We start from the raw sequence: 26,128 nt of genomic DNA on the forward strand, positions 1-26,128 counted from the left end.
GATCCTTTCAGGAGGCTTACTTCCCCATTTTAACCAATAATACGTGAAATGTGTAACAAACACCGGTTACTATGTAAGACTAAATCGTTCGGCATGGGTGACCTTTGTATTTGGTGACTTGCAGAACAGGCATTAAGGCTAAAATCTGCCCGGATCATCATGAAGGACAATTTTAAATAAAACCAACTATGAAAAAGAATATATTACAATCAATCGGGACCTTGGTTGCCGCTTTGCTTTTCAACGGCAATATAATTGGCCAGCAACTGCAAACATCGATGTTCGATGACGTGAATAAGGTAATGTTATCTGCCACTACAGCGCAGGCCGACGTATTATCACCAAAGACCTACCGTGAGGGAATGGAGGCTTACCGGCAAGCCATGGATGACTATAGTAAAGATGGTGAACTTTCCGAAATTAAGGAAAACATCAGCACTGCGTTTAACAAGTTTTCTGAATCTATAGAGAATTCCAAAGTAAGTGCGGTTATGTTTTCAGGGGCATTATCAGCAAGAAATGACGCGATAAATGCTGAAGCGGGTCAGTTTAGCAAAAGAATGTGGGCTGAAGCTGAAGAAGAAATGAAGCAGGCCGCGGTAGAACTCGAAAAAGGTGACGCACATGATGCTAAAGAGAAAGCAAAAAGTGCTTCGGGATTATATAGAAAAGCGGAACTTGAATCTATCAAAGCCAATTATTTGACACGTGCCAAGGAACTTTTAGAAAAGGCCGATGATGAAAAGGCCTATAAATTAGCTCCTAAAACTTTTAATGAGGCTAAATTGCTGATCAATAATGCTGAAAAAGCACTTGCGGAGAACCGGTATGATACGGATGAGACCAGACATTTAGCCAAAGAAGCAGAGTATAAAGCATCTCTGGCCATGCACATTGCAAAACAGAAAAAATCCCTGGATGAGTTGGACTACGAAACAGAAGATTACCTCCTGATGATGTATAAGCCTATTAGTACCATCGGTGAAGGCCTCGGAATTGACATGAAGTTTGATCAGGGTGTCGATGCTCCTGTGACCCAAATTATAGCCAGTATCAATAAAGATGAGGCCAGAATGGTGAATTTGGAAGGCGACCTGTATGAATCCAGGGCAAAAAACAATATTTTATCAGAAATGCTCAGTGAGCAGCGCAAAATTCAGGAAACTATGAACGGCCAGCAATTGCAGGATGCACAGGATGCGATGAAAAAACAGCAGGCCCTGCAGGCAAAAATAGATAGAGCGGAAGATATTGATTCCAAGTTTGATCAGATCCAGCGTATTTTCACCCAGGATGAAGCCCAGGTTTTTCGTCAAAAAGATGATGTTATCATACGGTTGACAGGTGTGAATTTTGATGTAGGAAAAGCTCAGATTAAACAGGTGGATTATGCCGTATTAGCTAAGCTTGAAAGGGCTGTTAAAATTTTTAAGAACGCGGATATCGTCATAGAAGGCCATACCGACTCGCAGGGAAGTGATGATGCCAACCTTAACTTATCCCTTGAGCGCGCAGATGCTGTACTCAGCTACATGAAGGCGAATATTGACATTGATTCTTCTCACTTTAGCACTACCGGTTTTGGTGAAAGCAAGCCTTTGGCCAATAATGAAACTGCCACAGGAAGAGCTCAAAATAGAAGAATTGATATTGTAATCCGGCCATTTAGCTGGGAGACCTTGACCAGTTATATCAAGTTAGATGACGATTGATCTCACCTGTTAATTAGTTCCATTCAACAACCAGTGAAAAGAACCAAAGCAATTCTGTCTTTGGTTCTTTTTTTATTGTAGCAAGCGTAAAAGCTGAAGGGTCGCTGTGGCTCAAAGAGCCGGATCGGTTAAGTTTTTTTTGCATGTTACCGGTTGAAGAAAGGGCAGGACCTTAATAAAACGTTTCATCTTTGATCGGTCATCATACTTGGTTAATAATTGTTGCTATGTGATATTCAAGCTAATACGTGCCTGCTCGACGCCCTGTTTGTTTTCAGATAGTATAATAAGAGTATCACCTGCTTCCAGTACAGTCGTCCCATTCGGTGTGAGGAATTTTCCTTTTCTTTTTATCATGGCAATAATAGCGGTTTTGGGGAAATCCAGTTCTACTATCTTTTTGCCCACAGTAGAGTTCTGGCCCGGAAGACTGATTTCAGTTATTTCCGACTTTGCTCCCTCAGCCAGAAAAAGGTCAATAGGTGTTTTAGGTTTTGCTTTCTGTGGCAGTGCCACATGCAGCCATTTGGCAACTATCGATAGCGTTGTGCCCTGTGTCAGTATAGAGGTTACGGATACAAAAAAGACAATGTTAAAGATGGTATCCGCTTTTTCTATACCGGCGATTAACGGGTAAGTAGCAAAAACGATGGGGACAGCTCCGCGCAGGCCTGCCCATGAAATATACCACCTTCGTCTCATTTTCATTTTGAAGGGTAGTAAACTCAGCAGTACACTTACAGGCCTTGCCACTACGAGTAAAAAAAGTGAAATTATCAGTCCTATACCCATCAGCGGCACTACTTCCCCGGGAAACACCAGAAGACCGAGTGTAAGGAACATAACGATCTGCATCAACCAGGCAAGCCCGTCAAACATTTTCATAATTGACTTTTTGTGGATCAGGTCTTGGTTGCCCAAGTATACAGCACAAAGATAAACAGCTAAAAAACCATTCCCATTAAGCAGGTCTGTTGCTGAAAAAGTAATAAACATTAGCGCTATGACAAGAACAATATACAGCCCTTCAAAATCGAGGCGGATCCGGTTAATGGCATATTTGCTTACCTTGCCGAAAAGCAACCCGGCAAGTGCTCCTATTATCATTTGCTGAAGTAGAAAGGGTATGATGGAAAGCAGGTTCTGATCCTGATCAACCACAAGCCCGAGAAATGCTATCGTCAACACATAAGCCATAGGGTCGTTACTACCACTTTCCAACTCCAGGGCAGGCCTTAAATTGGCCTTTAGGGCTAAACTTTTTGATCGCAGAATTGAAAATACAGCCGCAGCATCAGTAGAAGAAACAATGGCTCCCAACAGCAGCCCTTCATAAATGGTAAAATCTGTAATGGCCCATACAAATGTACCCAGTGATAATGCGGTGAGTAGTACTCCCAGGGTAGATAATGCCACTCCTTGCCACAACACCGGCCTAATGGCAAGCCAGCTTGTGTCCAAACCTCCCGAAAAAAGTATGAAATTTAAAGCAATTATGCCTATAAACTGGGCCAATCCCGGGTCATCGAAAACTATTCCTCCCAGACCGTCAGAACCTGCCAGCATGCCTATAGATAAAAACAGGATAAGGGTAGGTACACCAAACTTATAGGAAGTTTTGCCGGCTACTACGCTGATGAGAAGCAATACTGATCCTACAAAAAGTATATTGCCGATTTCTAAATGCATTTAATGGTAATTAATAAAAATTTGGCATCTTTCAAGCTGCTATTATAACAACAAAGTCAGTTTATTGTCTTTTACAAAATCATCTGAAACACAAGAGTACTCATTAATATCCATCCCTCATTACAAATCTTAAAATAGTAAATACTGCGGGCCGAATAATATCCGCAGAAATGAGATGCGATTTATCTATGTGATGCAACATTTTTCGGTTACATTCAAGAGATATTAAGACTGAACAATATGCGGGTTTCTGTATCCAGAAAGAGTGTGAGATTTGTTCCTGATTCAAGTAGGGTGATTGCCAGATATTTTATGAACGGTGATGACAGGACCCGAAATATGATCACGCGTGTTATGGCCATGAATGATATTCAGGTGAGTTTCGTTCTTGAGCAAACGCTGCGCGATTTTGCGAGCCGCCACCGGAATATTACCCGTGTATTTCTAAGACATTGTGCCAATATTCAGCATATAATAGAAGGTATGGAATTGGACTACCAAAGTCTCTCAGAAGAGAGAAAAATGCTGATAGGTTCTTATTGTACTATGGAATACTCTATTGAATCCGCGGCTTTTTTCAATCCATCAATTATTGAGGACTTGGACCAGTCATATCTTGAAAACGGGGAGAAAAGGGTCCTCATGTCATTTCGTGCTACAGGAGAAGGACATATCTCATCCATTGTGTTCAGAAGGGGTGTGTTGGATAAGAACAATAATCTCTCTATCATGAAAGTAGGCCGCAATATCGATACGGCTGAAGTGGTGCATAAAAAATTGTACAACAAATCCCGGTTTGTAAAAAAACTGGGTGAAATGAACATCCCGGCCAAATACTCAGCGGCTATTATGCAGGACCTTCCGGAGATGTTTGAATACTATGCTTTGAAGGTGGCCGTGGGTAGGGTATTGAACAATGGTGATATCAGTGCAGATCGCAGGATGGCCCTTGAAGAAATGACCTGGCTGGCGGATTCATTTTACGATGTGAAGTTCCACCATGATTCGGATATAACGGAACGGGTCATTTTTCCTGCTTCTGAAGCAGAAAGCCGGGGTATTGAAGATGCAAGGTTTGTACGCTTTACTGATGATAATAAAAAGGAAACAATATATGCCACTTATACAGCCTATAATGGGCATACCATTCTGCCCAAACTGCTTTCTACCGAAGATTTTTACAACTTCAGGGTTATGCCACTTCATGGCGCAGGGGCCCTAAATAAAAACCTGGCCTTGTTTCCTGAGAAAATCAAAGGCAAGTATGCTATGCTGGCCCGGATTGACGGTGTGAACAACTACCTGATGTACTCCTCCCGAACGACAGTGTGGAACAAGCCTGTTATTATTCAGGAGCCCCGGTTTCCGTGGGAATTTACGCAAATGGGCAATTGTGGCTCACCGCTACGGACAGAAGAAGGGTGGCTGGTCATTACCCATGGTGTAGGGCCTATGCGACGGTACTGTCTCGGCGTCTCACTGTTTGACCTGGAGGACCCAACAAAAGAAATAGGAAGGCTCAAGGAACCGTTACTCTCTCCAAAAGAAGATGAGCGGGATGGCTATGTACCCAATGTGGTCTATTCCTGTGGCTCTATCATTCATAACAAGAGCCTCATACTGCCTTATGCGGTATCGGATTACTCCTCTACCTATGGCGTGGTGGATATGGAAGAATTATTGGAGGCGTTAATTCGGTAAGCGGTATTTGGCGAGCCGATGGTAAGTGTGACCGGCAGACGTAAATAGTAACGGTATTTGGGTAAACAGTAAAAGGTAAATGTTATAATCAGGGAAGTTCAAAATACCATTCATCGCATCTCTATCACTCTTTTATAGGCCTCTAAATAATCCCCGGTCATTTGCTTCAAACTGAAATTTGTTTGGGCATGTTCACGACATGCGTAAGGAGAAATATTTTTTAGCTTTTTTATGGCAGCCACTGCATCCGAAGTGTCATTAACGAGATAGCCGGTCGTGCCATCGATGATAAGCTCCGGCATGCTACCTCTTGCAAATGCAATTACCGGTGTACCGCACATCATGGACTCTATTACACTCAACCCGAAGGGTTCTTCAAAACATATCGGGTGAAGGAGGGCCTTTGCCTTACCAAGTAACTGATTCCTCAGACTGGGCCCGGCATTCCCAACGTATTGAACCTTATCATTATCAATATAAGGCCTAACCAACTCATCAAAATACATTTCATCCTGTATGAGCCCTGCTATTACTAAACGGCATCCGGTCAATCGTGCAATCTCTATGGCTATATGGGTGCCCTTGTGGGGGTGTATTCTTCCAAAGAAAAGTAGATAGTCGTCTTTAATTTCATTAAAAGAAAAATGCTTGGGGTCTATGCCATGATATATAGTACGCAGATAGCTAAGCTCTGAGTGCCGGTCAGTATCAGAGATTGAGATATAGGCACTGGAGTTGTTATACTTTTTATATACTGGCATAATACCCGGAGAAGAAAAACCATGAATAGTGGTAATCATCGGAGTGTCAATCAGCCGGGAATAGGTAAGCGGCAGAAAATCAAAATGATTGTGAATGATATCAAACTGAGATGCCTGCTCCATAAGATGACTGATGTGCAGACACTCCCATACTTTAGGGTCAATATTATTATTTTCCTCGTATGGCATAGGGCAAATTGAGGCCAGCTTACCCTCAGTTATAGAATTTGCCGTGGCAAAAAGTGTTACATCTACACCAAGGGCCACCAGCCCTTCGGCAATATTGGAAGCAACTTGCTCCCAGGGACCGTAACCTTCAGGTGGTGTTCGCCAGGCGATGGATGATAATATGGCTGCTTTCAATAACTAATTCCCGTTATAATTTCATTCCTGAATTTTGTGCCTTCCTCTTGTCATTTTTAAACAAGCCATTGCTGTGAGTAATCTCTACCGGATTATAAAACTCCTCATGTGCCTGCAATACGGCCAGATGAGATATAAGATAGGCCAGCGAGCTCTCTGCTCCCTGATTTCTGTTGACCCCATAATCTTCAAAACCGTCGCAACAGCCTTTAGTGTCAAAATCATACAGCGTCATACGAAGGTCGTTTTCTCCTAAAAACCACATGAAAGAAGAGAATAATTTATTCAGATACTCCTTGTCGCGTGTAAGATGGAAAGCCTGATGATACATCAGGATCATGGCCATGGCATCAACGGGCTGTTGAGCAAAAGTAGATCGGGTACCATCTTTCTCATACCATTCCTTATTTCCAATAACTGAAAGATACCCCTCTTTCATGGTAGTCCGGGTGAGGAAGTCCATCGAGTCGAGTGCTATCTGGGTTATTTTATCTTCACCGAGAATTTCTGCTGCATGAAGCATTGCAAGGGACAATATTCCATTATCATAAGCCAGCAAAGACTCAAACCAGAACCAGTGCGCTGTATGGTTATCTTCATAATGCCGCACGAGTTTATTGGAAAGATTGCTGAAAACTTCCAGCATTTTAGCATCTCCCGGGTTACTTTTTAAGTAATAACTAATCCCAATAATGGTATTTGCAATGCCACGAATCGATTTTATTTTTTCAAAATTAGATGCCGCCTCAAAAAACATCAGCTTGCCGGTTTGGCAATAAGCATCATTAGGGGCATTACCAATTAAATACCCTAACGCCCATATCGTTCTCCCAAAAGAATCTTCCGAGCCAACATCGTCAAGAAAATTTCTGCTGAAGCTAAGGAAATTACGAAAAGTCCCATCTTGGTTTTGCATATAATGGATATAGCTCAAATATATAGGGGACAACTCCAGCGATAATGCATCCTTATTTTGCTTATATGCAATTAATACCATCAACAGGGCCCTGGCATTATCATCTATACAATAGCCCTCCTTAAGGTTAGGGATACCAAATTTTGCATGCTGAATAACACCGGTATCATCGGTAAGGCGCCTGATATGTGCCAGCGAAAACGGAGGTAGCAGAAGCAGGTCAATGACCGTTTCTTTTTTAATGGCCAACTCACCTGGTTGCGCCAGAACATGGCTGGCCAGGGCCTTATACTTATCCGCGATTTTGGGCCATGTGATGCTCTTGCCATACTCAGAGGCGGTTGCCTGGATTTGTTTTAACAGTGCCGGTTTTTCAAGTAGCCTCATTAGAATGGCTGATAAAGCTTCGGAATCATGAAAGTCAAAGAGCTGATCAGGCGCATTAGCCAATAGCTCCGCCGCATGCCAATACGGTGTTGATAGTACGGCGCACCCGGAACCCATAGCATAAGTAAGTGTGCCGCTTGTTATTTGTGCCTCATGGGTATAGGGGGTTATATAGATATCGCATGCGGATAAATACTTGAACAATTCTTGCTCATCAATAAACTCATTGAGAAAAACAACATGCTTATTGAGTCCAAGGTTTTTGACCTGAAGCTGGAGTGAATTACGATATTCTTCTCCGGATTGTCTGATAACATTGGGATGTGTTTTGCCGAGCACCATGTATAACACATCGGGATATTCCTTAATAACCTCTGGCAGCGCTCTTATTACCGTCTCAATGCCTTTGTTGCGCCCAATAAAACCAAAGGTAAGGAGCACTTTCCTTCGCTCAAGTTTAAGCTCTTTTCTTGACTGACTGCGATCAAAGTGAATATCAGGAACTCCGTGTTCTATAAGTTCTATATTTTTTTGTGGCACATCGTAAACGTTGAGAAGGAGCCTCATAGCTTTATGGGTCATCACTACAAGCCTGTCAGACATCTTACATATTTCCTTCATCACTGCCTTTTCGCTGTATGAAGGCGCCTTTAAAACAGTATGTAATGTGGTGATTACCGGAATGTTTAACCGGTGTAGCAACGGAAGTATATATATACCACTTTGCCCCCCATAAATACCAAACTCATGTTCAAGAATACAAAGGTCCGCCCCGCTGAGGTTAATGTAATTGGCGGCTTCCAGATAGTCGGCCTGGTGCTCCTGATTAATGATGAGTTTTACTTCTCCCGTATATGCATAGCCCTGATCATAGTCATTAAGTGCAACTACTAAGCTTTCTACAGATTTGTCAGAAGCCATAGCATTTACCAGGTTTGTAGTAAAAGTACCTATCCCACACTCTCGTGGAGAATAGGTGCTTATATAGGCAATTTTCATAGGGTATCGTTTTACAATTTGGAAAATAGATATGCGTTCTGACTGATGCTCAAACAGATTTAATAGTCAGGGTTTGCGATAGCAGGGCTGGCACCTATTTCTCTCTCATAAAGGGCTAACTCTTTTCGTCCGGCATCATCCTGAAATTTGCAGTAATAGATCCTGTTTAAGTAGCGTCTCACTACCAACTTCACATCAGGGTTTGTTTTTTCATACACTATGTCCCCTTCTTTGTACTTGTTTTCATTTACATTTTCCATGGTTTTATTTATTTACAGTGTGTGTTTCATACAATCTCTTCATATCCACTCTTTATTATGGTTGAGATCATCTTAAACCTCACATTGGCTTTTATTGTATTGCACATATGAGCGGGTATTATAATGGATTGCCCGGTTTCCAGAACATTCGTTTTGCCATCTATTACAATTTCTGCCTTTCCATCTATTACCTGAATAAACGTATCAAAAGGCGATGTTTTTTCTGTTAGTGCTTCACCCGAGTCAAATGAAACGGCACTCACATTACCTGTAGTTTTTTTTATGATCGTTTTGATCACCACCGAGTTAGGTACATATTCTATTATTTCCACGACAATGAAGACCTGCGATTTTTTTTGTTCAACACTTTCCATTTTTGAATGAGGTATTAAATAGTAAAAAAGGAGCAGAACAGGACATTGGTCCCAAGCTGCCCCCTTCGATTTTAAATGTATCCCGTGTTATCTGTTAAATAATCGCGTTTTTCATTTAAAAGTCTATAATCCTGCCTTTTCAGGTTGTCCTTTTTTGATGATGTTAATCACCTCCTCACGGTTTTTATGGAGCTTGGACTCTACTCTTTTGAGCAGGTCTTTTTCTTTGCCGGGTTCAAATTTCAGATCCTGATCTGTTAGCTGAGGAAATTTCTGCTTAAGAACCTGTGCTTGCTTATCCCAGTTTCCAGTTATTTTGAATTCCGTCACATTTTGATTGGTTGGTTTTTTATCGGTATTATCCATCTTCTTTTTGGTTTATATAAAATTGTAATGTAAAGGTCGTGATAGTGATAGATGAATACATTACACATTAAAAGGTGAATGTTACATATATCCCACTTATCAATCGGCAACTCAAGAAATATGTCTGTAACTAACCTGTAGCATAGCTTGCTGGATAAAGCCACTGCGTTATTTCAAGCTAAGTGGCAATGTAAAATGAAATGTACTGCCTCGCTTTGCTTTACTACTTCCAGATAGTTTTCCGCCATGTAATTCAACAAAATCCTTGCATATTAACAGCCCTAAACCCGTTCCTTTTTCATTCATAGTCCCGGGAGTTGAAAAAAACGAATCTTTTCTCATTAGTTTTTTGCGCATCTCAGGGGTTACACCAACGCCTGTATCTTTCACCGAGATTTTAACCATGCGTTTGGTTCTGGATGCTAATACTGTAACTCTACCACCCAAAGGCGTATATTTTATCGCATTACTGATCAAGTTTCTGAGTACGGTTTTGATCATTTCTTCATCAGCCACTACACACCCGGGGGAAGTACCCTCATATACCAATGATATTTGCTTCTGTTTGGCACTTACAAAGGAATTCGCTACCTCATCGGTAAGCAGGTCATGCAGATTAATTTCTGTCATCTGTAACCTATCTCCTTCGTACTGAGACGTGGCCCAGGCCACAAGACTATTAGAAAGGTGAATAGCTCGAGCTGCCGAATTTGAAGCAATATCGATATACTCTTTAGTATCACTTGGATTGGAATCGCGTAGTAACTTAAGCACTGCCATTACAGCGCTCAATGGATTTCTTAAATCATGACCGATTATTAGCAGGAACCGGGTATTAATCTCGGCCATTTCAATTAATTCCTGTTTTTGTCGTGTTATCTTTTGCTGGTAACGAATGTTTTTATTCGTTACCAGCTTTATGTGTTTCTTCAAATCATTGATTTCAAGGTAATTTGGAGCGTCCTTATTTGATTTAAATGTGGAGAATTTCACAGGTTTACACATAGCATTTGTTGGTTTGAGGTGTTCAAAGAATTTTTGATTAAAGAAGTGAATGTCAAGAGGAACTATGTTACCTTGCCATGCTTTTTAGCCCCTCTCTTAATCTACAATTTATAGCCCAACGCTAGCTGAAACCATACATTCTTGTACTCCGGTGTGGTGGATGATCCGTTTGTATTATTTTTCTGAATATCCCACGCTACTCTGCCACTGACTACGGCATGTTCAAAGTTCAAATCTAATCCGGCAGCTAATCCTAACGTACTTTTTCGCACATCGTCATTTTCAAATTCCTGTTCCTGTTCTACAGTTGTAAAAGCATTGGTAAATTCATCTTTTTGTTTAATAAGGTAAGAATATTGCGGACCCGCCATTAGCGTCAGGAACTCCGCGGGCTTCAAAGTAACAAACAGAGGTACATCCAAGTAGCTGGGCGTTCTTTTAAATTCATAAGGTGCTTGCTCCCAGTATCATCCCTGTCGCTTTAAACCCTTTTTGAGAAAATTGCACCTCCGGTTGTATTCCTATTGTCTCTCCAACAGGAATAGCTAAGAAAACCCCCATAGCAATACCGAATTTAGGATCTGCTACAAACTTCTCCCCTTTGGTATCATAAACATTAGAGTAATTGATCCCTGCCTTCAACCCAAATTGAAATCTACCCCGGGTATCCATGGTTGTTCTTTCTAATCTCGCGTCATCTGTCGAGCCTTGCGCACTTGCATCTATCCTATATAGGTAATAATTGCTATTGTCATCATAAGTCGTTCATTATATCCCTCCTTGTGTTTTAGTTGGCCTGATAGTTGTAAAGGTGGATATAACAAACCGCTAATGCGTTACATTCAACTACATGGATGTTGCATATCTTACAGGTTTTCAAGATTACTTTTTCGCTTTTTGCCAAGCTTTTTGAAATAAGACGGTGACAGACCGGTCACCTTTTTAAACTGGTTGGACAGGTGTGCTACACTGCTGTAGTGGAGCCGATAGGAGATTTCTGTGAGTGTTAATTCATCGTATAATAGTAGTTCTTTTACCTTTTCTATTTTATTAGCTATGATGTATTGCTGAATGGTAATGCCTTTTACCTCTGAAAATATGTTGGACAAGTAGGTATAGTCATAGTTGAGTTTCTCAGCAATAAAATCTGAATAATTAATCTTTGGCAATTCATCCGAGTAGTGGATCATTTCAACGATAATGCTCTTTGTTTTCTCGATCAGAATGCTTTTTTTATCATCTAGTAGTTCCAGTCCGGATTTCTTCAGGTTTATTTTCAGTTTTTCACGCTGTTCATCAGAGATGTTTTCCAACACCTCTACCACACCCAGATCTAAAGACACATAGTGTAAGCCCAGTTTTTCCAGCTCCTGCTTAACCATCATTTTGCATCTGAGGCTCACCATATATTTAATATATAGTTTCATGGAATAAGTGTTTTTTGAGATAACATGGTCACGGACTACCTGCTAATATACACCTTTTAGAAGCGTTAATATAGAAAGACCGATATTATAATACTCCAGATGGGCGATAGCGGCTATTCAGATTTGAGGGGTTCGTTTTTTGTTTGCTCTGGCTCAGATATACTTGCCACTGGTAGATCATAGTTTAACCCAAGGAAAAACTTCGAACCATTAAAAGCACAAAACAAACTACTCATTGAAAGTGAAGTACCAGTCAAGGCCGACGACTGTAAGGAGTCGTTCATTTTAGCCTTTACTTGTTCGTAAGCTTCAATAATTTTGTGTCGGGCTGTTTGAGAAAAAAATTAAATTTAAACCCGTACTAAAGAAGGGAAGTCTTACAAAACGGCTGTCATCTTATCGGATACAAGATGCAAACTTGTCCAGCCGGTATCCAGCATATCCTGCAGCTTTTTTCCATATTCCTGCTTAAACAGAACAGGGAATGAAATGTCTGTATAGTCTCCTTGTATTAATCTATTCTCATCATACGGATATGTCTTATCCGGGTCAATAGGCGAAAAATCCTTTAAGCTGACTGCACTAACTTGTATTGTTGATGAAACAAGTTTACTGTTAAATGAAAAGAAATCTTTTATAGTCATTTTTCTCTATGTTTAAAAACCTACAGGGATACCGTATTTTTAATTCGTTTAAATTGTTATTCACAATTATCCCATTGGCGCTTTCCTTCACGTTCTTTAATTCAAAGTCAAAAGGCAAGGAAATCTTACCTTTTAACTCTTCAATTAAATAGAGAAATACATCAATCGTGATTTTCTAACCAATACTTTTGTCCTCTTTCCCTGATTAGTTTAGCTAAAAAATGATCAAAATTAGTATCGATTATTTGCCATTCATCTGGATACAATTCCATGATACAGTGCAGTATTTTATAGGATTTCTTTTCCACTCTAAAACCTAAATATTCATTGTCGCCCAAACACACGCCAAATAGAAGAACATCATCGGCCCAATCTTCCCCAAAATTTTCCCTTTGAAAACGATTTTCGCTTAACATCTCGTTGGTTCCTAAAAACCTGTAGCCAGCGAAATCTTCCACTTTAAAAATTATACCTCCATTAAATTCGTTAAGAAAATGTTTATAATCTTCTGGAATTTCTATTTTCAGAGACTTTTGACATGTAAGAGTTTCGTCGCTATTAGCCGGATTATTCATGACTATCTCAGAAACTAATCCCTCATGAGTGGTTACATTTTCCTTGTGTTGTAACAACTTCTTAATTTCAATTAAATACTGTTTCATATCTCTTAAGCTTATTGATATCCTCTCCACCAATTTGTAAAAGGTTTGCGTGGTTGAATAAGAGAGTACAAGATTTTTTAAAGCTGAAACCAGAGGCAAACTTTTCAATATTCATGTTTCCAAGCTAGGCGCTTTTACAATTTCAATGTGACTTCAGTGCTTATAAGAATTCATTGTAATAATTTTAATCAATGTACCATTCATTATTATTCCAATTTTCTATTGCCTGTTTTGATGCAAAACTAACATGAGGTAAATTCTTTTGTGACAAGTCTTTAAGAACGGCAATGCATTCTTCCGGGCTGAAAGTCATGCTATATGTCGCCGCAAGTGCGGCAACTTCGGTTTTATCTGAATGAATTAGTTTTAATAACTCCTTTTTTGCTTCAGTCCCTCCGCCCTTTATAATATTATAGACTTTGTTAATTTTTTTTATTTCGGCATTACCTTTTTTCCAATCACCTTCCTCAGTGTACTTATGGTGATTGATCGCATGAGAAGCGAATTTATCTATTTCTTTTTCCATGGTTTGTCAAATTAATTTAAAATGTCCAGCCTAAATCTTTAAGTTTTGCATACCAAAATCATATTGGAATTGATAGCTTTTCGTTCTTTAATTCAAAGTCAAAAGGAAAGGAAATCTTACCTTTTAACTCTTCAATTAAATTATGATCAAGTTCAGTTTCTTGCCGGGTAAAAGCGCTCGCTACCTCGGTTTCGTGTTAGGTTTAAGTAGACTTTCCATTAACATCAACTATGAAGTGATTTTGTAAAACCCACTTCCCTCAAACTCGAATCCAGAATCTATTCCTGGGGAGAGAATTAAACCAATATCATTTTGGAGTATACCTTCCGTGATTTGTTTCCAGTGTTCTGAGTTAATCTCTTCGGTTAGCGAATCCACTAGATCATCATAGTTGTACTTTTTGATAAATGGTTCTAGCTGAGATTCCTTAATAAAAAGTATTAACTCTGTATCACATGAGAAATAATACCTTTCTTCAGATGGTAGTTCTTCACGATCCGCTTTCTTAATACTCCGAACTTGAAACGAGTCTTTACTAGGAATTACTTTAGCAAATGGAGCTTCTGTATATGGAAATATTTTTGATTCAATTTCTTCATCTAAAATATCTCTTTGGAGGTTATCAATACCTTCTTTTAACTCGTTTAGATAAAGAGCATCAATTACATAATATTGTGATCCAATATCTAGTTTTATATCTTCTCCTTTTAAAGAAATATTATTATTCATATCATATTAACTTAGTATGGAACATATGGTAAATGTTCAAGCCCGTATCTTTTAAGCAAGCCCTCTGCATGGTGAAAGATCCGTGTCAGGAATTTCGGAGCTGGCAATAGTAGGTACGTTTTATTTGACCGCGTGAGGCCGCAAGATGTTCTATAAAACAAAAGCCCGATTGCTGAACTGTACCCAAAAGTTAGACATAACCTTTGGGTTGCAGTTCAATCTGCATTGCGGATAACGAGCTTCTTAATCTGTTAATAAAACGCAGCAGCTAGGATGACCAAAAGAAAACGCTGTCTATTTTCCTGCTAAAGTCTAATCTGAAACAGCAGCTTTCTTAAAAAAGTAATATGCTGCTTAAATAGTGCCAACCGAGTAGGCTTTAACGACACTAATGTCAGTTAATTCAGTATTGGTTACTTCATTTACTTTAAAAAACGTCTTTACTCTTTCCGTGCAAAATATAAGTAAAGTGTCTTCGGGTGAGAAGAAGTCTGAACCGTCCCAAGTATCATAATCAAATTTATATCCTGTGTAAAACCCTTCTTCTTTAGGCACATCGAGCTTACCACACTTGCCTGTTACTTGAAAACCATAATACTTTTCGCTTCTCCCTTCAATAGCTATTTCGTAACTGCTCCATCCTGTAAGTCCTGCTTCCTTCAATAAGTTGTACACTCGTTCCGAAACAGCAAAATTAAAAGGGTCTTGTAGGTGTGCTATATCATAGAGCTTTTTTCCTTCACTGACCTTCACCCAAAAAGGGGTCTCTAAAACTAAATTACCATGCATAAGAGCCTTTTCATCATATTCTTTCAGTGCTTCAACAAGGATTTCGCCTCTTTTTTGAGCCCACTGAAAACTATAAAATTTTTTCATACCTAAAATCCGTAACTTTTCATTAATGAACTTCCAAAACTTTCAATCTGCTGACGAGTAGCATTTGGAGTTGCTCTAAAGAACTCAGACCATGCATTGTTATATGCATCTGCTGCACTTCTATGAGCACCGCTTGACCACCAAGTCAAATTCTTAGGGTCGTGTATATGTGTCTGTATAACGGCCTCCGCTTTGCCGAAGGCCGCTTATCAAAGTTTATTTTTCAAGTTCTAAAAGCAATCCATTAAAATCACTACTCACAAGTGTCAGGGGCGGACGCCCTGTTTTCATTTTAGATCTTAGGATCGCTGCGCTTAAACATAAGACCAGATGAGGGAAGTACTTATCCATCTAAACTAGGGTAAATTACTATTTCTTTTTACACTGGGTCTGTTGGCATATTTCGTTAGTTTAAAACCGGCGTCATTATTTGAACTTTCAATACATACAATATTTCCAATTGAAAATTCTTTTATTTTTTCCAGATAAGCCTTCAGGGTATTTAGGAGTCCATCTACTGATTCAATTTTTATTTTGGCATCAACAATTCTTGCAAACAGATCATTTTCCGTTATTCCACCTCCTTTTAATATTACCAAACCATATCTCCATTCTTTCTCTTTACTTACCTGAAAGAACTTAGCCCCTTCATTTGATAATTTTGGATAAAGAAAATCACTGATCTTTTTTTCAGGTTTCTCTAGGTCAATTGGCACTATTATTTTTCTTGTTTTCATACTGGTTTCCTATTACGGTCTATAATATCTATGTCTAGTTATATGAGTTGTAATATCCTTTAAACGCATATTCGCAGGAATATCCAGGCCTCCATCAAATAGGGCTTTATAATGATCTACGTGGTAGCCTGGGGGAACTTTACCACCATTTAACCAAGGTTTCATCCATGATGGATATTTCCCAGAAGCACCAGCCTCTTTCAAAAAAGCACTCCTCTGAGCCATGCTTCGCGTAGTTCCTGTTACAATACCATTGGCCTGTTTATATACATTCCATGCTGTTGCAGCTTCAGCTCTTGATACGAATTGTCCTGCTGTCATCTTTTGGAACTGATTCCAGGTTGAAGTGCTTGGTTTAGCTGAAATAACAACCTCATCCAAATATATAGTATTTTCGAGGAAATCACCACCGCCAATCTTCATTCCATTTGCCCCGAGCGGATCTTTCGGCAGCGCCGCTTTTGGTGCTGAGCTGGCCAATGGCGCTTTTTTCACCTCGCTCAGTGGCATAGGCAAAAGCTCGGTATCAGGAATTTCAGGTCTGGCAATAGTAGGTACGCTAGGTGCTACTACAGGGCTTGGAGAGCCAAACGCACCCGTCCAGAAATTTCTACCGTTTCGCAGTGCAGCAATTCCCTGGAAATTCCCTCCAATAAGCCCACCGGCTACAATACCAATAGCATAGTCTTTAGCTGTCAAATAAGGATCACCGAAATACAAGGAATTGCCCACACTTTGTATTGGCATAGACGCAGCCGACCCTGCCATACCCCCGATAGACCCTGCTATAAAGCCTCCGGCTCCTGCCGCTGCACCACCCATGGCCGTAAAAGCCGCTCCCCCGGTGGCAGCACCTACTGCCCCGGCCACGGCACCGATACCAAAGGCCACCATACCATCACCGAAGCTGTCTATCTTGTTCCAGTGTATTGCTACATTGATAGCACCGCCAATGACCGCCCCAATACCAATCGCAATTAAGGGGACGATTTCCCCTGACGGGTCAGTAAAATTGGCCGGGTTGTTTGCTATGCCCGTATAAGGGCTATGGAACTGCCCCTGCGGGTCTACAGCATAAAACCTGCCCAGGTCACTGTCGTAAAACCTTGCCCTGTAATTATGCAGGCCCGTTTCCGCATCATATTCCTGGCCGGTATAACGGTAAACATTGGGAATAAACCCTTCTTCCTGCCTTACAATATTGCCAAGCACATCATAATCATAGCGAGCATCCACTGTACCACTTGCCGTGACCACCACCCGCGTAGAGCCCAGGTGATCTCTGCTATAAAACTTCACCTGCGGTACGGAAACCTGCTGCACCGAAAAATCATCAAAATACACCTCGCTATACTCGCGGCTTTCATTGCTCACATAGACCACCGCAAACCCCTCACGGTCGGCCATCATCTCCAGCTCTATAACCTCATGTTTGCGACCGGTGCCATCCTCATAAGCCGCTTCGGTAATCGGTTTATAGCCATAGCTTACCGGGTTCATATGCTTATCAAAAAAGATGTAATTCAGAAACGCCTGAGGCACACCCTTCTCATCCGCCTGTAGCCCTGCTGCCCCGATGGAAAGCGCATTTTCAAAAGCCGCCTGAAACAAATTACCTTCCGCCCCGGCAGGGATGCCAAGCGATTGCACCAGCTCCGCCGCCAATGCCGCAGGTACAAAACTTTTGTTGTTTTCAGGAGCCTTCAGGTACTTGGCCGATACAGTCATCTTTACCGTATCACCATGATAGAGCTGGAGCATCTTCGTTACCCCGACTTTCTTACCCGCTTCCCCGGTAAGCTTCAGGGCATAAGATGCATCCTTTGCTTTCGTGGCATTGAAAAGGCTGGCATTGACGATAGGTGCCTGGCGGTAAGACTCACCAAACTCTTGTTCTTCATCTGCCCGTTTATCCGTTTCAAAAGTAGCGGTACTCGGCGCGAAGCCCGCGTTGGCATAAGCCGTTACCGTTTTAGAAGCGATCAGCCCCGTAAGCCCGTAAACAAAATACTTCGTATGCCAGTCCCCTGCATCAATCCGCTCCTTCTCGATCATTGGGTAATCATTCATGCCCCTGACATACAGGGTATAATGTGTATCACTGCCATCAGCAGGGACCGTGGTCTTCATCACGCGCTCACCATCCGCCCTGTAGCGGTATCGCGCCACACCACCCTCATAAACCGTGCTTAAAGGCTTATTGAAATAGCTGTCATAAGTTATGTCGCTTAATTGTTTGGTCTGAGAGCTGGTAATATTACCATTGGCATCATAGCTGAACTGGTCCGTACTGCCGGAAATGCGGCTTACGCGGTTGGTGTTATTATAATAGCTGTAATGTTGCTGTGTACTGCCTTTCTTTATACTCAGGATATTGCCGTTAGGATCATAGCCGGTGGGGCTCCCGACCCCGATGTCCCAATTATTATCCGCACTGTTGTCACTCACCACAAGCCTGCCGAGCTTGTCATAGCGGTACGCATAATGATAGGTGGCAGGTGCCCCGTCCAGGGTAGTGATGTCCTTATAGTTATAGGTCGTTCGGGCTATCAGTCCGGAATGATAAGTGTCTCCGCCATAGCCATTACTATAGCTGATATCCTCCCTGAAATACGGATCATCAATCTGTACCAGCTTACCTGTGCCGTCATACTTGAAATTACGGACAAAGCTGTTGTTGTTCAGCTTCTCCTGGCTCAGCCCGCCATTCAGCCCGTAGGTATAAGAAGCGTAGGCTTCAGGCGCACCGGTTTCACCAATGGCAATCAGCCTGCCCAACCTGTCATAACCATAAGTAAGTGTACCCAAACCGGGCACCACTTCTTCAATCAGGGAACCGACATTATTCCTCGCATAGCTGAGCGTTACCGTTTCTTCACTGTAGTCACTTACCCGCAGCCCTTTGGTTTTCATGCCATACCGGTCATACGTGAAATACTCGTTTACGACATCATTGTTACCCTCGTAATAGGTTGTTGTCCTGACCAGCTCCCCCCGGTGGAAAATATCATCGCCCAAAGCGGATTCATAGGTATGATGCTGCCTTGCTTTCGTGTCGGAAGCCGCCGGGCCAGCGCCATTGGCCAGGCTTTGAAGAGTGCTTTCATTCCATGTCCCTGTATAGATACCGCTTTCAATCACACGGCCTTCCCGGTCATATTTTAAATAGCTGATCGTACCATTGCCATCCTTAGAAAAGACCAGACGGCCTGTATTCTCATTATAAACAGACTTTGTAGTTCCCTGATCCGGGCCGTTTTGCTGTTTCACCCGGCCTAAGAAGTCATAAGCATATGTCTTGATATAAGCATTCCTGTCCACCTCATTATTCGGCGGGTTGTGGAAGTTGGGCGGATAGACCTTAACCAGGTGACCATAAGTGTCATACTTATAAGTAGTCGTGGCATAGATCGTATGGCCATCCACCCAAACTTTACCATCAGCGTATGTCAGTTTCAGGTATGATTTATTGTTGAGCTGCCTTGCCCGGGCATCGGCCACCGAGGGCGCAGGGCACATAATACGGCAATACTTGTTATTGAAACAGTAGTCAGGATTATAGGCAATAGGCGTACGGCAATCATAATCGTAATACCTGACCGGTGTAGGCCCGCAACTGATCCGGCAATTCTGCGCATTGAAACAATAATCAGGATCATAGTCTATCGGCGTGCTGCAATCATAATCGTAATAGACAATATCCGGGACGCATAATATCCGGCAATTGTTCTCATCAAAGCAGTACTTCGGATCATATTCGATAATCGTGGTGCAATCGAGATCATAATATAAGGTCGGTTCCGGCAGTTCAAAAACTACCGTTGCGTAATAGGTCTTATCGGCCTGCGCCTGAAATGTGCCGGAGACGTTAACTTCTCCATCCACAATATCCCCGGCGCCCGGTGTGGTGCCTATTTTTACCCGCGTCTTATACGTCTCCACATCTGCATAGTCATAGCTTACCTCACTGCTGAAGGGAACTGAAAACGCATGGCTTTGCCCGCTCGTTACGGTTTTATTTGTATAATGGGGCTCCTGGTCCGTACCGGTAACCGGGCCGGCTTTTTCCAAAATTACATTGCCTGCCAGATCCCTCATGGTAATCTGCTCGCTACCATCAGGAGAAATGGTTTTTACCACGCTGTATTTACCCCCGGCGTAGCCCAGATCAATATCCGAAGTGGTGAGATATTCAATACTTCCGTTTTTACCCGACCCCAACTTATAAGTAGTGCCGGGGCTGCTTTGTTCTAAAACCCTGCCTAACGGTGAAGTTTCATACCGGGTAGCACTGTAAGGGTAATAACCGTCATTGTTCAGGTCCCTTACCTCACCATACATGTAGCCGTTACCGCGGTTATAGTTTGTGATAAAATTCTGACGATAACCGAAATCCCCTGCTACCCGCGTAAGTTTTGCCGTGACATCGCCCCGTCCGAGCGCATCATAAAGCTGCTGGCTGACCAATAAAGTGGTGTCACTTTCCTTGCCCTGCTGCTGCAATACCTTACCCGCAGCATCCAGGTAGGTAGTGCTTTCTATAGGATCAGCATAGACGACCACATTATCGACGGCATATGCACTGGCGCTTCCATAGCTGTAATGGAGAAAGCCAACCTTTTGAATACCGCTGGTGTTAGCCCTTAAGGGCAGGTCGTTGAGATAAAGCCTCCCGTCCACAAAATAATCAGCCGTGCCCCTTTCCGTATTGACCACGACCTTGATGCGGTAAGTGGTGCCTGCTTCCAGGTTTGTTTTTATAGTGCTCCACTGGCCATTATGGGTTTGCAACTTGTTAGCGGAGAAATCGAGCCATACGGCATTTTCAGCACTTCCATTGCGCAAGTCCCATCCATCGCCGCCCATGGCCAGCCCCAAAGCATGGTTATTGCCGGGCTGGATCATACGCACATCAAATTCAACACCTACATTGCCCGTTAGCTCTCCTGACATATCCAGATAATAGATATCGGCCTGTCCATTGGTTGCACCACCGCTACTGGTTACGTGCAGTTCACCATTTTCAAATTTAAATACAGGCGTTGCCCCATTGCTATTCTCCTGATATTTCCAGTGCGGATTATCTGTTGCAAAATCTTCATAAATCCCATCTTTGGCCTTTATGGTGGTGGTATGCGCACTGGGTGGGTCTGCGGTATTGAAGCTCCCTGTTTCGCGGTAGCCGTTATACCCGGCAGAGGTTGAAAAAGGTGTACCGTCAATGCCTATGGAAGCCACCGCATAGCCAAGGCTATTATATAGTTTCCGCGTTATCAGCCCTTCACTGCTGATGGAGGCGGTAGCATAGAGATGGTCTTTGTCAAACGAAGTACTGGTAGCATAAGCATCTTCGGGGTAGAGCCTGAAATTATCCGTATACATTTTGCCGGAGGTGGCATATATCCCGTCGTACGTTCCATAAGCATAAGAAGCAAGGGTTTCTATGATTTTCACCCCATCCAGCATCACCTTAATCTTACCACCCTTTCGTACAGTAAGGTGGTGCCATCTCTTATCATTGGCAAAGGTGTAGCTTTCAAGCAGGGTTCCGGTGTAATAGACCTTAATGGCATCGCTGTAGATGCGCACCGTGTAGCCTGAGTTTTGAGGGGCATGTGCCGCCGATTGCTTTCCAAAATGATAGGCCAGGTAGCCAGTGCCGTGGACCAGCTTGTAATCAAACTCCGCAATCTGATTTTTAGAGGTGCTGACAGCTTTATTGCTGTAAAGGTTGGCGCTCTGGGAGGCGTTATCAAATTTCATTGTCCCATTGTCAAATTGCCAGTGAGACGTGCCCGTCCAGCTTCCCGAACTGTTGATCAGGTCATGATCATCAAAATCAGCACAAAGCACTTCTGCGGGGGCTGCATTATAAACAGTAGCAACCTGAACACCATAATGGTCATAGACATTGGTGGTGTAGCGATCATCCATATCTTTGGTGCTGACAATATTAAAGTCCCGGTCCCTTTCGGTGATGTTGGTTGTGATGAGCCAGTCAGACGTTGACGGATCACCATTCCAGGCACTGAAATCCGGTAAGCCGGTACCTTTCCATGTATAGCTGCGGTAAGGCATCGGGGCAGTAGTTTTTCCGGTATGGGATTTCCAGCGGGTCGCCGTGCTGGCAATTGTCGTGTTGTTCACTTTTTCACTGGTCTGCACTACCGGCCCCAGGAATGTACCTGTGAGGTTAGGATCATAAGCCTCCCACCAGTATTTACTGGATGTGGTGATGACATCTTTACTGCCGGAGCTGTTATAGTTTTCAGCCACCATCGTGGCTTTCTGCCCTTCAGTATTGTAAGTGTAGCGGGTTTCGGTACTCAGGCCATCTACCTTGCTATATTGATGAACAGGCCTGATATAACGTGACTGGTATTGCAAGCCTCCGGCCTCATTATAATTAAGGTATAAAAATCCTTTATAGGTGGTTTTGCTGACCGAAACGTTATTACCTTCCTTATCATAGCCGTAAGCAGCATAAGCCGTCCCCATCAATGTGCCTAAATTAAAACCGGGGTTGGCCTGTTCATCCGGAAACGGAAGGCTGCTTTCCTCAGAGCTTAACCCATTAAAGAAATACGTGTCCGTATAACCGTATGGCGTGGATGAAGCGCTACTACTTCCCGGAATAACCCTTGCCTTATTAAACTGCGCGGTTATACCGCTCACATCCGCCTTGGCCGTGTTAGTGGTATAGCTAAAGGCTGTATATCTTGATTGGTACCCGTCATTGACCTCTACTTTGCTGACCACCTGTCGCGTAATCTGCCCTGAAACCTCACCATCTGCCAGGTAGCTAAGTTGCAGGTTCGTTGCCCGGTCAGGACAACTGCCGTTATATGAAGCAATGATCTGTCCGTTAACATATTGGCGGGAAAGCAGGTTAAAGCCATCGCAGGGAGGGCCGTCTATTTTCCGGCCTGTTAGTGTGATCAATCCTGCATCTTCGCCATTATCAAACTTTTGGATATAGCTGTCACTTCCTGACGTGTAGATGGCGAAAGGCTCCATGCCGATGCCGTAATGGGGCTTGCCACGCAAAGTGGTATTAGAAGTTGTTGCCAGCTGCGATACGGTGCCATCAACCTTACGTTTGTAAAATTTATAGTTGTTATAAAACAGACCATCAGGCCCGGCCATTTGCTGGTAGCCACTACTGCTTAAATTTACACTTCCACTCCAGGTACTCGTGTTGGGGTTATAAATATTGCGCTTTCCAATACCGCTATCCTTATCAGTATAAAGAATGATATCCTCACCGTAGGAAGGGGCGCTGAAGGCAGCATACATATATTGCATGCCCGAAGTACTTCTCCACTGCCCGCCGTCATAGCGGTAGGCCTTGATCTGCGTTTGAGGAAATTTAAAGGCAACCAGGTCATTTCCTACGATATTTATAATGGCATCATTGTCCTGTATGTCTATGTCGGTTCGCTGGTTGACATTGTAATTCCCGTCCCAATTAAAGATAAACTTGTTGCTGTTTAGAAATAAGCTTTCTCCGATCAATACAGCAAAAGAGTTGGAGGCGTACCAACGTACCAAATCGTCGGGACGTGTATCCACTTCATAAGTTTCAGGAAATTTGCTGCGCGTCCACTCCCGCTTACCATTAACATGGTATAGTTCCACATCATCGCTGCCGTAGGTGCTATGCCGGATAATGTAGTTGTTGGCAGCCGTGTAGTTAAACACCTCTTTATTGCCTGCATAGGCTATAACCTTTTTCTCCCAACCGTGACCATCCCAGGTGATGATGTGCAGGTCACCATCTTCACGCTCTCCCACGGCCACGAAGTTATCACCTCCCATCAGGGTGGGCTGTCCGCCGCCTAAGTCAAAGCTTTGCCCGAAGCTTACCCATTCGCCGGGGCGCTGCGGGTCTTTATGATACGCATAAAAAGAATAGCTTTGGCTGGATGTCTTTTTCAGAAAGGCAAAGTAATCCCCCATAGCCACGACCTGGATATCCCTGTAGCTTCCATATTCATAAACTACGTTGTTGATATTAAAGATATCCCGGCTGATCCATCTTCCATCCCATGTGTGGGCCTGTAGCTTGAATGCCGCACCGGATTTTTTGGCTTTGCCGTCAGCATCCAGCTCATGCCAGCCCGCCAGTACAAAATTATTGCCCTGCCATACCGAAGGAGCCCCATAACCGGCGGGTGCTGTTATACTCTTAAAGCGCTCCGAGTGTGAAAGCGTAACCGGTGCATAATGGTAATTGACTTTGCCCCCCATAGCCCCGGTGATAGAGGATATTTTGCCTATGAGGCCACCTGAACGCTCATATTCAAACGCAATACCGGGCGAGGTTTCTCCGAAGCTGTTGGTGGATTTAATTGAAGTTAATAAGCGTTTGGTGCTATGCCCTGCCCCGAGCAACTCGTAGGTAAAGCCCAAGGTATTCAGCTTTAAGCCATAGGGGTTGATCACATCGATATGGTGCAGGTATCTTTTTTGATAAACTTCCTGGTAGGCATCCGGTTCGGCCTTTTCCTGATGAGGTTCTACATATTCGCCCGCCTGCTTGTCGGCATAGATAAAATTGATCTTAGCGCCTGTCGGCCCGGCGATCTGGCTGAGATAGGAAGTCTCTGTTTGTTTTTTGCCACCGGCTAACTGATTTGCTTCTTCATAGCGGAATGTCATTTTATCGCCGAGGCGGTTTTGGGTTTCGGACAAGTTCCAGATATAGGCCATCGATGAGGAATTAGTGCTGCGTGTGCTGCTGCCAATCCAGTTACCATGATTTACAACCCACTGGATAGTATTGCGGTTGCTGTTTTTATTACCGAAAGTCATGATCACGCCATCTCCGCTTATTACTTTCCATTCTTCAAGCGCAGGGTTATAAGTTATGGCTGTCGCTGATTTTTGTTCTGTAGTGTAATGCTGGGTAGCACCGTTCCTGATCAGTACAAGTTTTTGGCTGACCCCGCCATCCATCAGGTAAAAATCATCATCTTCCCGCGTACCGGTTTGTTTGTGATCTACAATGATTTTTGGGAAATCCATTTGCCAGCCCAACCCAATCACCCCGGCGGGAGCGTCCCTGTTCCAAACCTCAGCTTGCCGGCTGACACCTGCGGAATTATAAGATATGCTGACATTGGGGGAAATCCCGTTTTGACCGGGAAGGGATACGAGGTTTAAAGGAAAACTGACTTCTCCTGTAAACAGGTTGACAGCGCTTACGGCACCACCGGTAATGTCGCTGCCAAGCTGAAAGCCCGCTTCCGGGGCTTGTGTCGGGGCATCGCCCTGGGCAATAACGTCTATGGATAATGCACAAAAGAGTAATGCAATCAGGAATTTCGTAGGTTTCATGATTAATTAAAGGTTGAGATAAATTTAATTTTGGGGATGGCGAATATAGATATAATTTTTATAGTTTAAATAAGTTTAATCATATTTAAACTGCGATTTATTCATAAATATTAGATTATCAACGAGTTGTATATAGTCTGTCAACAAATCCTGATATAGGGCACTCCCAGGAGGTATTTCATATAGCTGCCAGCGCTTTAGGCGGAAAAACAGCCTTAAGGAAAAACTCGACGGTCTGAGGGACTGGTATTCTGTGTCCATGAGTACTACTTTATCCTTCACATAGATAAAGTAGTTGCCTTTAAGCCGGTGGGTGTAATCAAAAATCCTCATGTACTTTAGTTTGTCGGGATATTGACCGGGTCTTTGATCAGGATCACTTGCAGCACGCCTCGCAGGTGTTTGAGTTGCTCTACCTGTCCTTTAAGGCTGTAGTACATCATTTCGAAGCTTCTTTCGTAGTCTTGCAGGGTATTGGCTTTCTTCATGATCTCGTATAGGCCTTTTTCATAGATGAGGTGGGCAAATCCCATGTTGGTGTCTTCGTAAGACTTTGCCAGCTGGCTGGTGTGGCGGATCAGGTCGTTGACGGCGTCCAATAGCTGGCCATAGCGTTCTGCCGATTCTTCCCATCGGTTGTTTTTTCTTTCCATAG

Annotated in this window: 21 protein-coding genes; 2 read left to right on the top strand and 19 right to left on the bottom strand. The window is 42.9% G+C overall.

Annotation, left to right across the window (positions count from 1 at the left end; translation table 11 throughout):
- Nucleotides 1–188: 188 nt before the first annotated feature.
- Nucleotides 189–1,712, top strand: a complete 1,524-nt coding sequence (locus LVD17_RS02975; RefSeq protein WP_233764660.1) for an OmpA family protein — start codon at nucleotides 189–191, stop codon at nucleotides 1,710–1,712.
- Nucleotides 1,713–1,937: 225 nt separating this feature from the next.
- Here LVD17_RS02975 and LVD17_RS02980 read toward each other — a convergent pair whose 3' ends face one another.
- Nucleotides 1,938–3,401 (bottom strand): potassium/proton antiporter, encoded by a 1,464-nt coding sequence (locus tag LVD17_RS02980; RefSeq protein ID WP_233764661.1) that lies wholly within the window; start codon nucleotides 3,399–3,401, stop codon nucleotides 1,938–1,940.
- Between the two features lie 240 nt (nucleotides 3,402–3,641).
- On the opposite strand from LVD17_RS02980, the gene LVD17_RS02985 reads away from it, so the two are divergent.
- A complete protein-coding gene (locus LVD17_RS02985) occupies nucleotides 3,642–5,102 on the top strand; it encodes a glycoside hydrolase family 130 protein (RefSeq protein ID WP_233764662.1) in 1,461 nt (486 codons plus the stop codon).
- A gap of 110 nt (nucleotides 5,103–5,212) precedes the next feature.
- Here LVD17_RS02985 and LVD17_RS02990 read toward each other — a convergent pair whose 3' ends face one another.
- The 18 genes from LVD17_RS02990 to LVD17_RS03070 all read right to left on the bottom strand — a co-directional run bounded on the left by LVD17_RS02990 (nucleotide 5,213) and on the right by LVD17_RS03070 (nucleotide 26,126).
- On the bottom strand, nucleotides 5,213–6,226 hold the full coding sequence (locus LVD17_RS02990) for a glycosyltransferase family 4 protein (protein ID WP_233764664.1): 1,014 nt from the start codon (nucleotides 6,224–6,226) through the stop codon (nucleotides 5,213–5,215).
- 13 nt (nucleotides 6,227–6,239) lie between these two features.
- Complete coding sequence (locus tag LVD17_RS02995) at nucleotides 6,240–8,528, bottom strand: glycosyltransferase family 4 protein (protein WP_233764666.1); 2,289 nt, start codon at nucleotides 8,526–8,528, stop codon at nucleotides 6,240–6,242.
- A 59-nt stretch (nucleotides 8,529–8,587) separates the two neighbouring features.
- Nucleotides 8,588–8,788, bottom strand: a complete 201-nt coding sequence (locus LVD17_RS03000) for a hypothetical protein (RefSeq protein ID WP_233764668.1) — start codon at nucleotides 8,786–8,788, stop codon at nucleotides 8,588–8,590.
- 26 nt (nucleotides 8,789–8,814) lie between these two features.
- The gene (locus LVD17_RS03005) at nucleotides 8,815–9,162 is read right to left on the bottom strand and encodes a cupin domain-containing protein (RefSeq protein ID WP_233764669.1); all 348 of its coding nucleotides are present in this window, start codon (nucleotides 9,160–9,162) and stop codon (nucleotides 8,815–8,817) included.
- 123 nt (nucleotides 9,163–9,285) lie between these two features.
- Nucleotides 9,286–9,528, bottom strand: a complete 243-nt coding sequence (locus LVD17_RS03010) for a general stress protein CsbD (protein WP_233764670.1) — start codon at nucleotides 9,526–9,528, stop codon at nucleotides 9,286–9,288.
- 168 nt (nucleotides 9,529–9,696) lie between these two features.
- Nucleotides 9,697–10,533 carry a sensor histidine kinase gene (locus LVD17_RS03015; protein WP_233764671.1) on the bottom strand — a complete coding sequence of 279 codons (837 nt, stop codon included), beginning with the start codon at nucleotides 10,531–10,533 and terminating at the stop codon, nucleotides 9,697–9,699.
- Between the two features lie 101 nt (nucleotides 10,534–10,634).
- Nucleotides 10,635–10,955, bottom strand: a complete 321-nt coding sequence (locus tag LVD17_RS28455; RefSeq protein ID WP_255702557.1) for a porin family protein — start codon at nucleotides 10,953–10,955, stop codon at nucleotides 10,635–10,637.
- Between the two features lie 22 nt (nucleotides 10,956–10,977).
- Entirely contained in the window at nucleotides 10,978–11,205 is a 228-nt protein-coding gene (locus tag LVD17_RS28460; RefSeq protein WP_255702558.1) for an outer membrane beta-barrel protein, read from the bottom strand.
- A 194-nt stretch (nucleotides 11,206–11,399) separates the two neighbouring features.
- Nucleotides 11,400–11,960: a helix-turn-helix domain-containing protein gene (locus LVD17_RS03025; protein WP_233764672.1), complete on the bottom strand. Its 561-nt coding sequence runs from the start codon at nucleotides 11,958–11,960 to the stop codon at nucleotides 11,400–11,402.
- 377 nt (nucleotides 11,961–12,337) lie between these two features.
- Nucleotides 12,338–12,604, bottom strand: a complete 267-nt coding sequence (locus LVD17_RS03030; RefSeq protein ID WP_233764673.1) for a hypothetical protein — start codon at nucleotides 12,602–12,604, stop codon at nucleotides 12,338–12,340.
- A 161-nt stretch (nucleotides 12,605–12,765) separates the two neighbouring features.
- On the bottom strand, nucleotides 12,766–13,266 hold the full coding sequence (locus tag LVD17_RS03035) for an SMI1/KNR4 family protein (RefSeq protein WP_233764674.1): 501 nt from the start codon (nucleotides 13,264–13,266) through the stop codon (nucleotides 12,766–12,768).
- Between the two features lie 184 nt (nucleotides 13,267–13,450).
- Nucleotides 13,451–13,792, bottom strand: coding sequence for a hypothetical protein (locus LVD17_RS03040; protein WP_233764675.1), 342 nt, complete (start codon nucleotides 13,790–13,792; stop codon nucleotides 13,451–13,453).
- A 228-nt stretch (nucleotides 13,793–14,020) separates the two neighbouring features.
- On the bottom strand, nucleotides 14,021–14,521 hold the full coding sequence (locus LVD17_RS03045; RefSeq protein ID WP_233764677.1) for a hypothetical protein: 501 nt from the start codon (nucleotides 14,519–14,521) through the stop codon (nucleotides 14,021–14,023).
- 354 nt (nucleotides 14,522–14,875) lie between these two features.
- On the bottom strand, nucleotides 14,876–15,397 hold the full coding sequence (locus tag LVD17_RS03050) for a hypothetical protein (protein ID WP_233764679.1): 522 nt from the start codon (nucleotides 15,395–15,397) through the stop codon (nucleotides 14,876–14,878).
- A 356-nt stretch (nucleotides 15,398–15,753) separates the two neighbouring features.
- Entirely contained in the window at nucleotides 15,754–16,134 is a 381-nt protein-coding gene (locus tag LVD17_RS03055) for a hypothetical protein (protein ID WP_233764680.1), read from the bottom strand.
- Nucleotides 16,135–16,146: 12 nt separating this feature from the next.
- On the bottom strand, nucleotides 16,147–25,473 hold the full coding sequence (locus LVD17_RS03060) for an RHS repeat-associated core domain-containing protein (protein ID WP_233764681.1): 9,327 nt from the start codon (nucleotides 25,471–25,473) through the stop codon (nucleotides 16,147–16,149).
- Between the two features lie 75 nt (nucleotides 25,474–25,548).
- Complete coding sequence (locus tag LVD17_RS03065; RefSeq protein WP_233763826.1) at nucleotides 25,549–25,806, bottom strand: hypothetical protein; 258 nt, start codon at nucleotides 25,804–25,806, stop codon at nucleotides 25,549–25,551.
- A gap of 5 nt (nucleotides 25,807–25,811) precedes the next feature.
- On the bottom strand, nucleotides 25,812–26,126 hold the full coding sequence (locus LVD17_RS03070; protein WP_233764682.1) for a hypothetical protein: 315 nt from the start codon (nucleotides 26,124–26,126) through the stop codon (nucleotides 25,812–25,814).
- Nucleotides 26,127–26,128 lie beyond the last annotated feature (2 nt).

Source organism: Fulvivirga ulvae, assembly GCF_021389975.1.
Classification (GTDB): Bacteria; Bacteroidota; Bacteroidia; order Cytophagales; family Cyclobacteriaceae; genus Fulvivirga; species Fulvivirga ulvae.

Excerpts from the sequence above, each read along its gene's own strand:
- LVD17_RS02975 (WP_233764660.1), top strand. The coding sequence starts at position 189 with ATGAAAAAGAATATATTACAATCAATCGGGACCTTGGTTGCCGCTTTG.
- LVD17_RS02980 (WP_233764661.1), bottom strand. The coding sequence starts at position 3,401 with ATGCATTTAGAAATCGGCAATATACTTTTTGTAGGATCAGTATTGCTT.
- LVD17_RS02985 (WP_233764662.1), top strand. The coding sequence starts at position 3,642 with ATGCGGGTTTCTGTATCCAGAAAGAGTGTGAGATTTGTTCCTGATTCA.
- LVD17_RS02995 (WP_233764666.1), bottom strand. The coding sequence starts at position 8,528 with ATGAAAATTGCCTATATAAGCACCTATTCTCCACGAGAGTGTGGGATA.
- LVD17_RS03000 (WP_233764668.1), bottom strand. The coding sequence starts at position 8,788 with ATGGAAAATGTAAATGAAAACAAGTACAAAGAAGGGGACATAGTGTAT.
- LVD17_RS03005 (WP_233764669.1), bottom strand. The coding sequence starts at position 9,162 with ATGGAAAGTGTTGAACAAAAAAAATCGCAGGTCTTCATTGTCGTGGAA.
- LVD17_RS03010 (WP_233764670.1), bottom strand. The coding sequence starts at position 9,528 with ATGGATAATACCGATAAAAAACCAACCAATCAAAATGTGACGGAATTC.
- LVD17_RS03015 (WP_233764671.1), bottom strand. The coding sequence starts at position 10,533 with ATGTGTAAACCTGTGAAATTCTCCACATTTAAATCAAATAAGGACGCT.
- LVD17_RS28460 (WP_255702558.1), bottom strand. The coding sequence starts at position 11,205 with ATGGATACCCGGGGTAGATTTCAATTTGGGTTGAAGGCAGGGATCAAT.
- LVD17_RS03025 (WP_233764672.1), bottom strand. The coding sequence starts at position 11,960 with ATGAAACTATATATTAAATATATGGTGAGCCTCAGATGCAAAATGATG.
- LVD17_RS03030 (WP_233764673.1), bottom strand. The coding sequence starts at position 12,604 with ATGACTATAAAAGATTTCTTTTCATTTAACAGTAAACTTGTTTCATCA.
- LVD17_RS03035 (WP_233764674.1), bottom strand. The coding sequence starts at position 13,266 with ATGAAACAGTATTTAATTGAAATTAAGAAGTTGTTACAACACAAGGAA.
- LVD17_RS03040 (WP_233764675.1), bottom strand. The coding sequence starts at position 13,792 with ATGGAAAAAGAAATAGATAAATTCGCTTCTCATGCGATCAATCACCAT.
- LVD17_RS03045 (WP_233764677.1), bottom strand. The coding sequence starts at position 14,521 with ATGAATAATAATATTTCTTTAAAAGGAGAAGATATAAAACTAGATATT.
- LVD17_RS03050 (WP_233764679.1), bottom strand. The coding sequence starts at position 15,397 with ATGAAAAAATTTTATAGTTTTCAGTGGGCTCAAAAAAGAGGCGAAATC.
- LVD17_RS03055 (WP_233764680.1), bottom strand. The coding sequence starts at position 16,134 with ATGAAAACAAGAAAAATAATAGTGCCAATTGACCTAGAGAAACCTGAA.
- LVD17_RS03060 (WP_233764681.1), bottom strand. The coding sequence starts at position 25,473 with ATGAAACCTACGAAATTCCTGATTGCATTACTCTTTTGTGCATTATCC.
- LVD17_RS03065 (WP_233763826.1), bottom strand. The coding sequence starts at position 25,806 with ATGAGGATTTTTGATTACACCCACCGGCTTAAAGGCAACTACTTTATC.
- LVD17_RS03070 (WP_233764682.1), bottom strand. The coding sequence starts at position 26,126 with ATGGAAAGAAAAAACAACCGATGGGAAGAATCGGCAGAACGCTATGGC.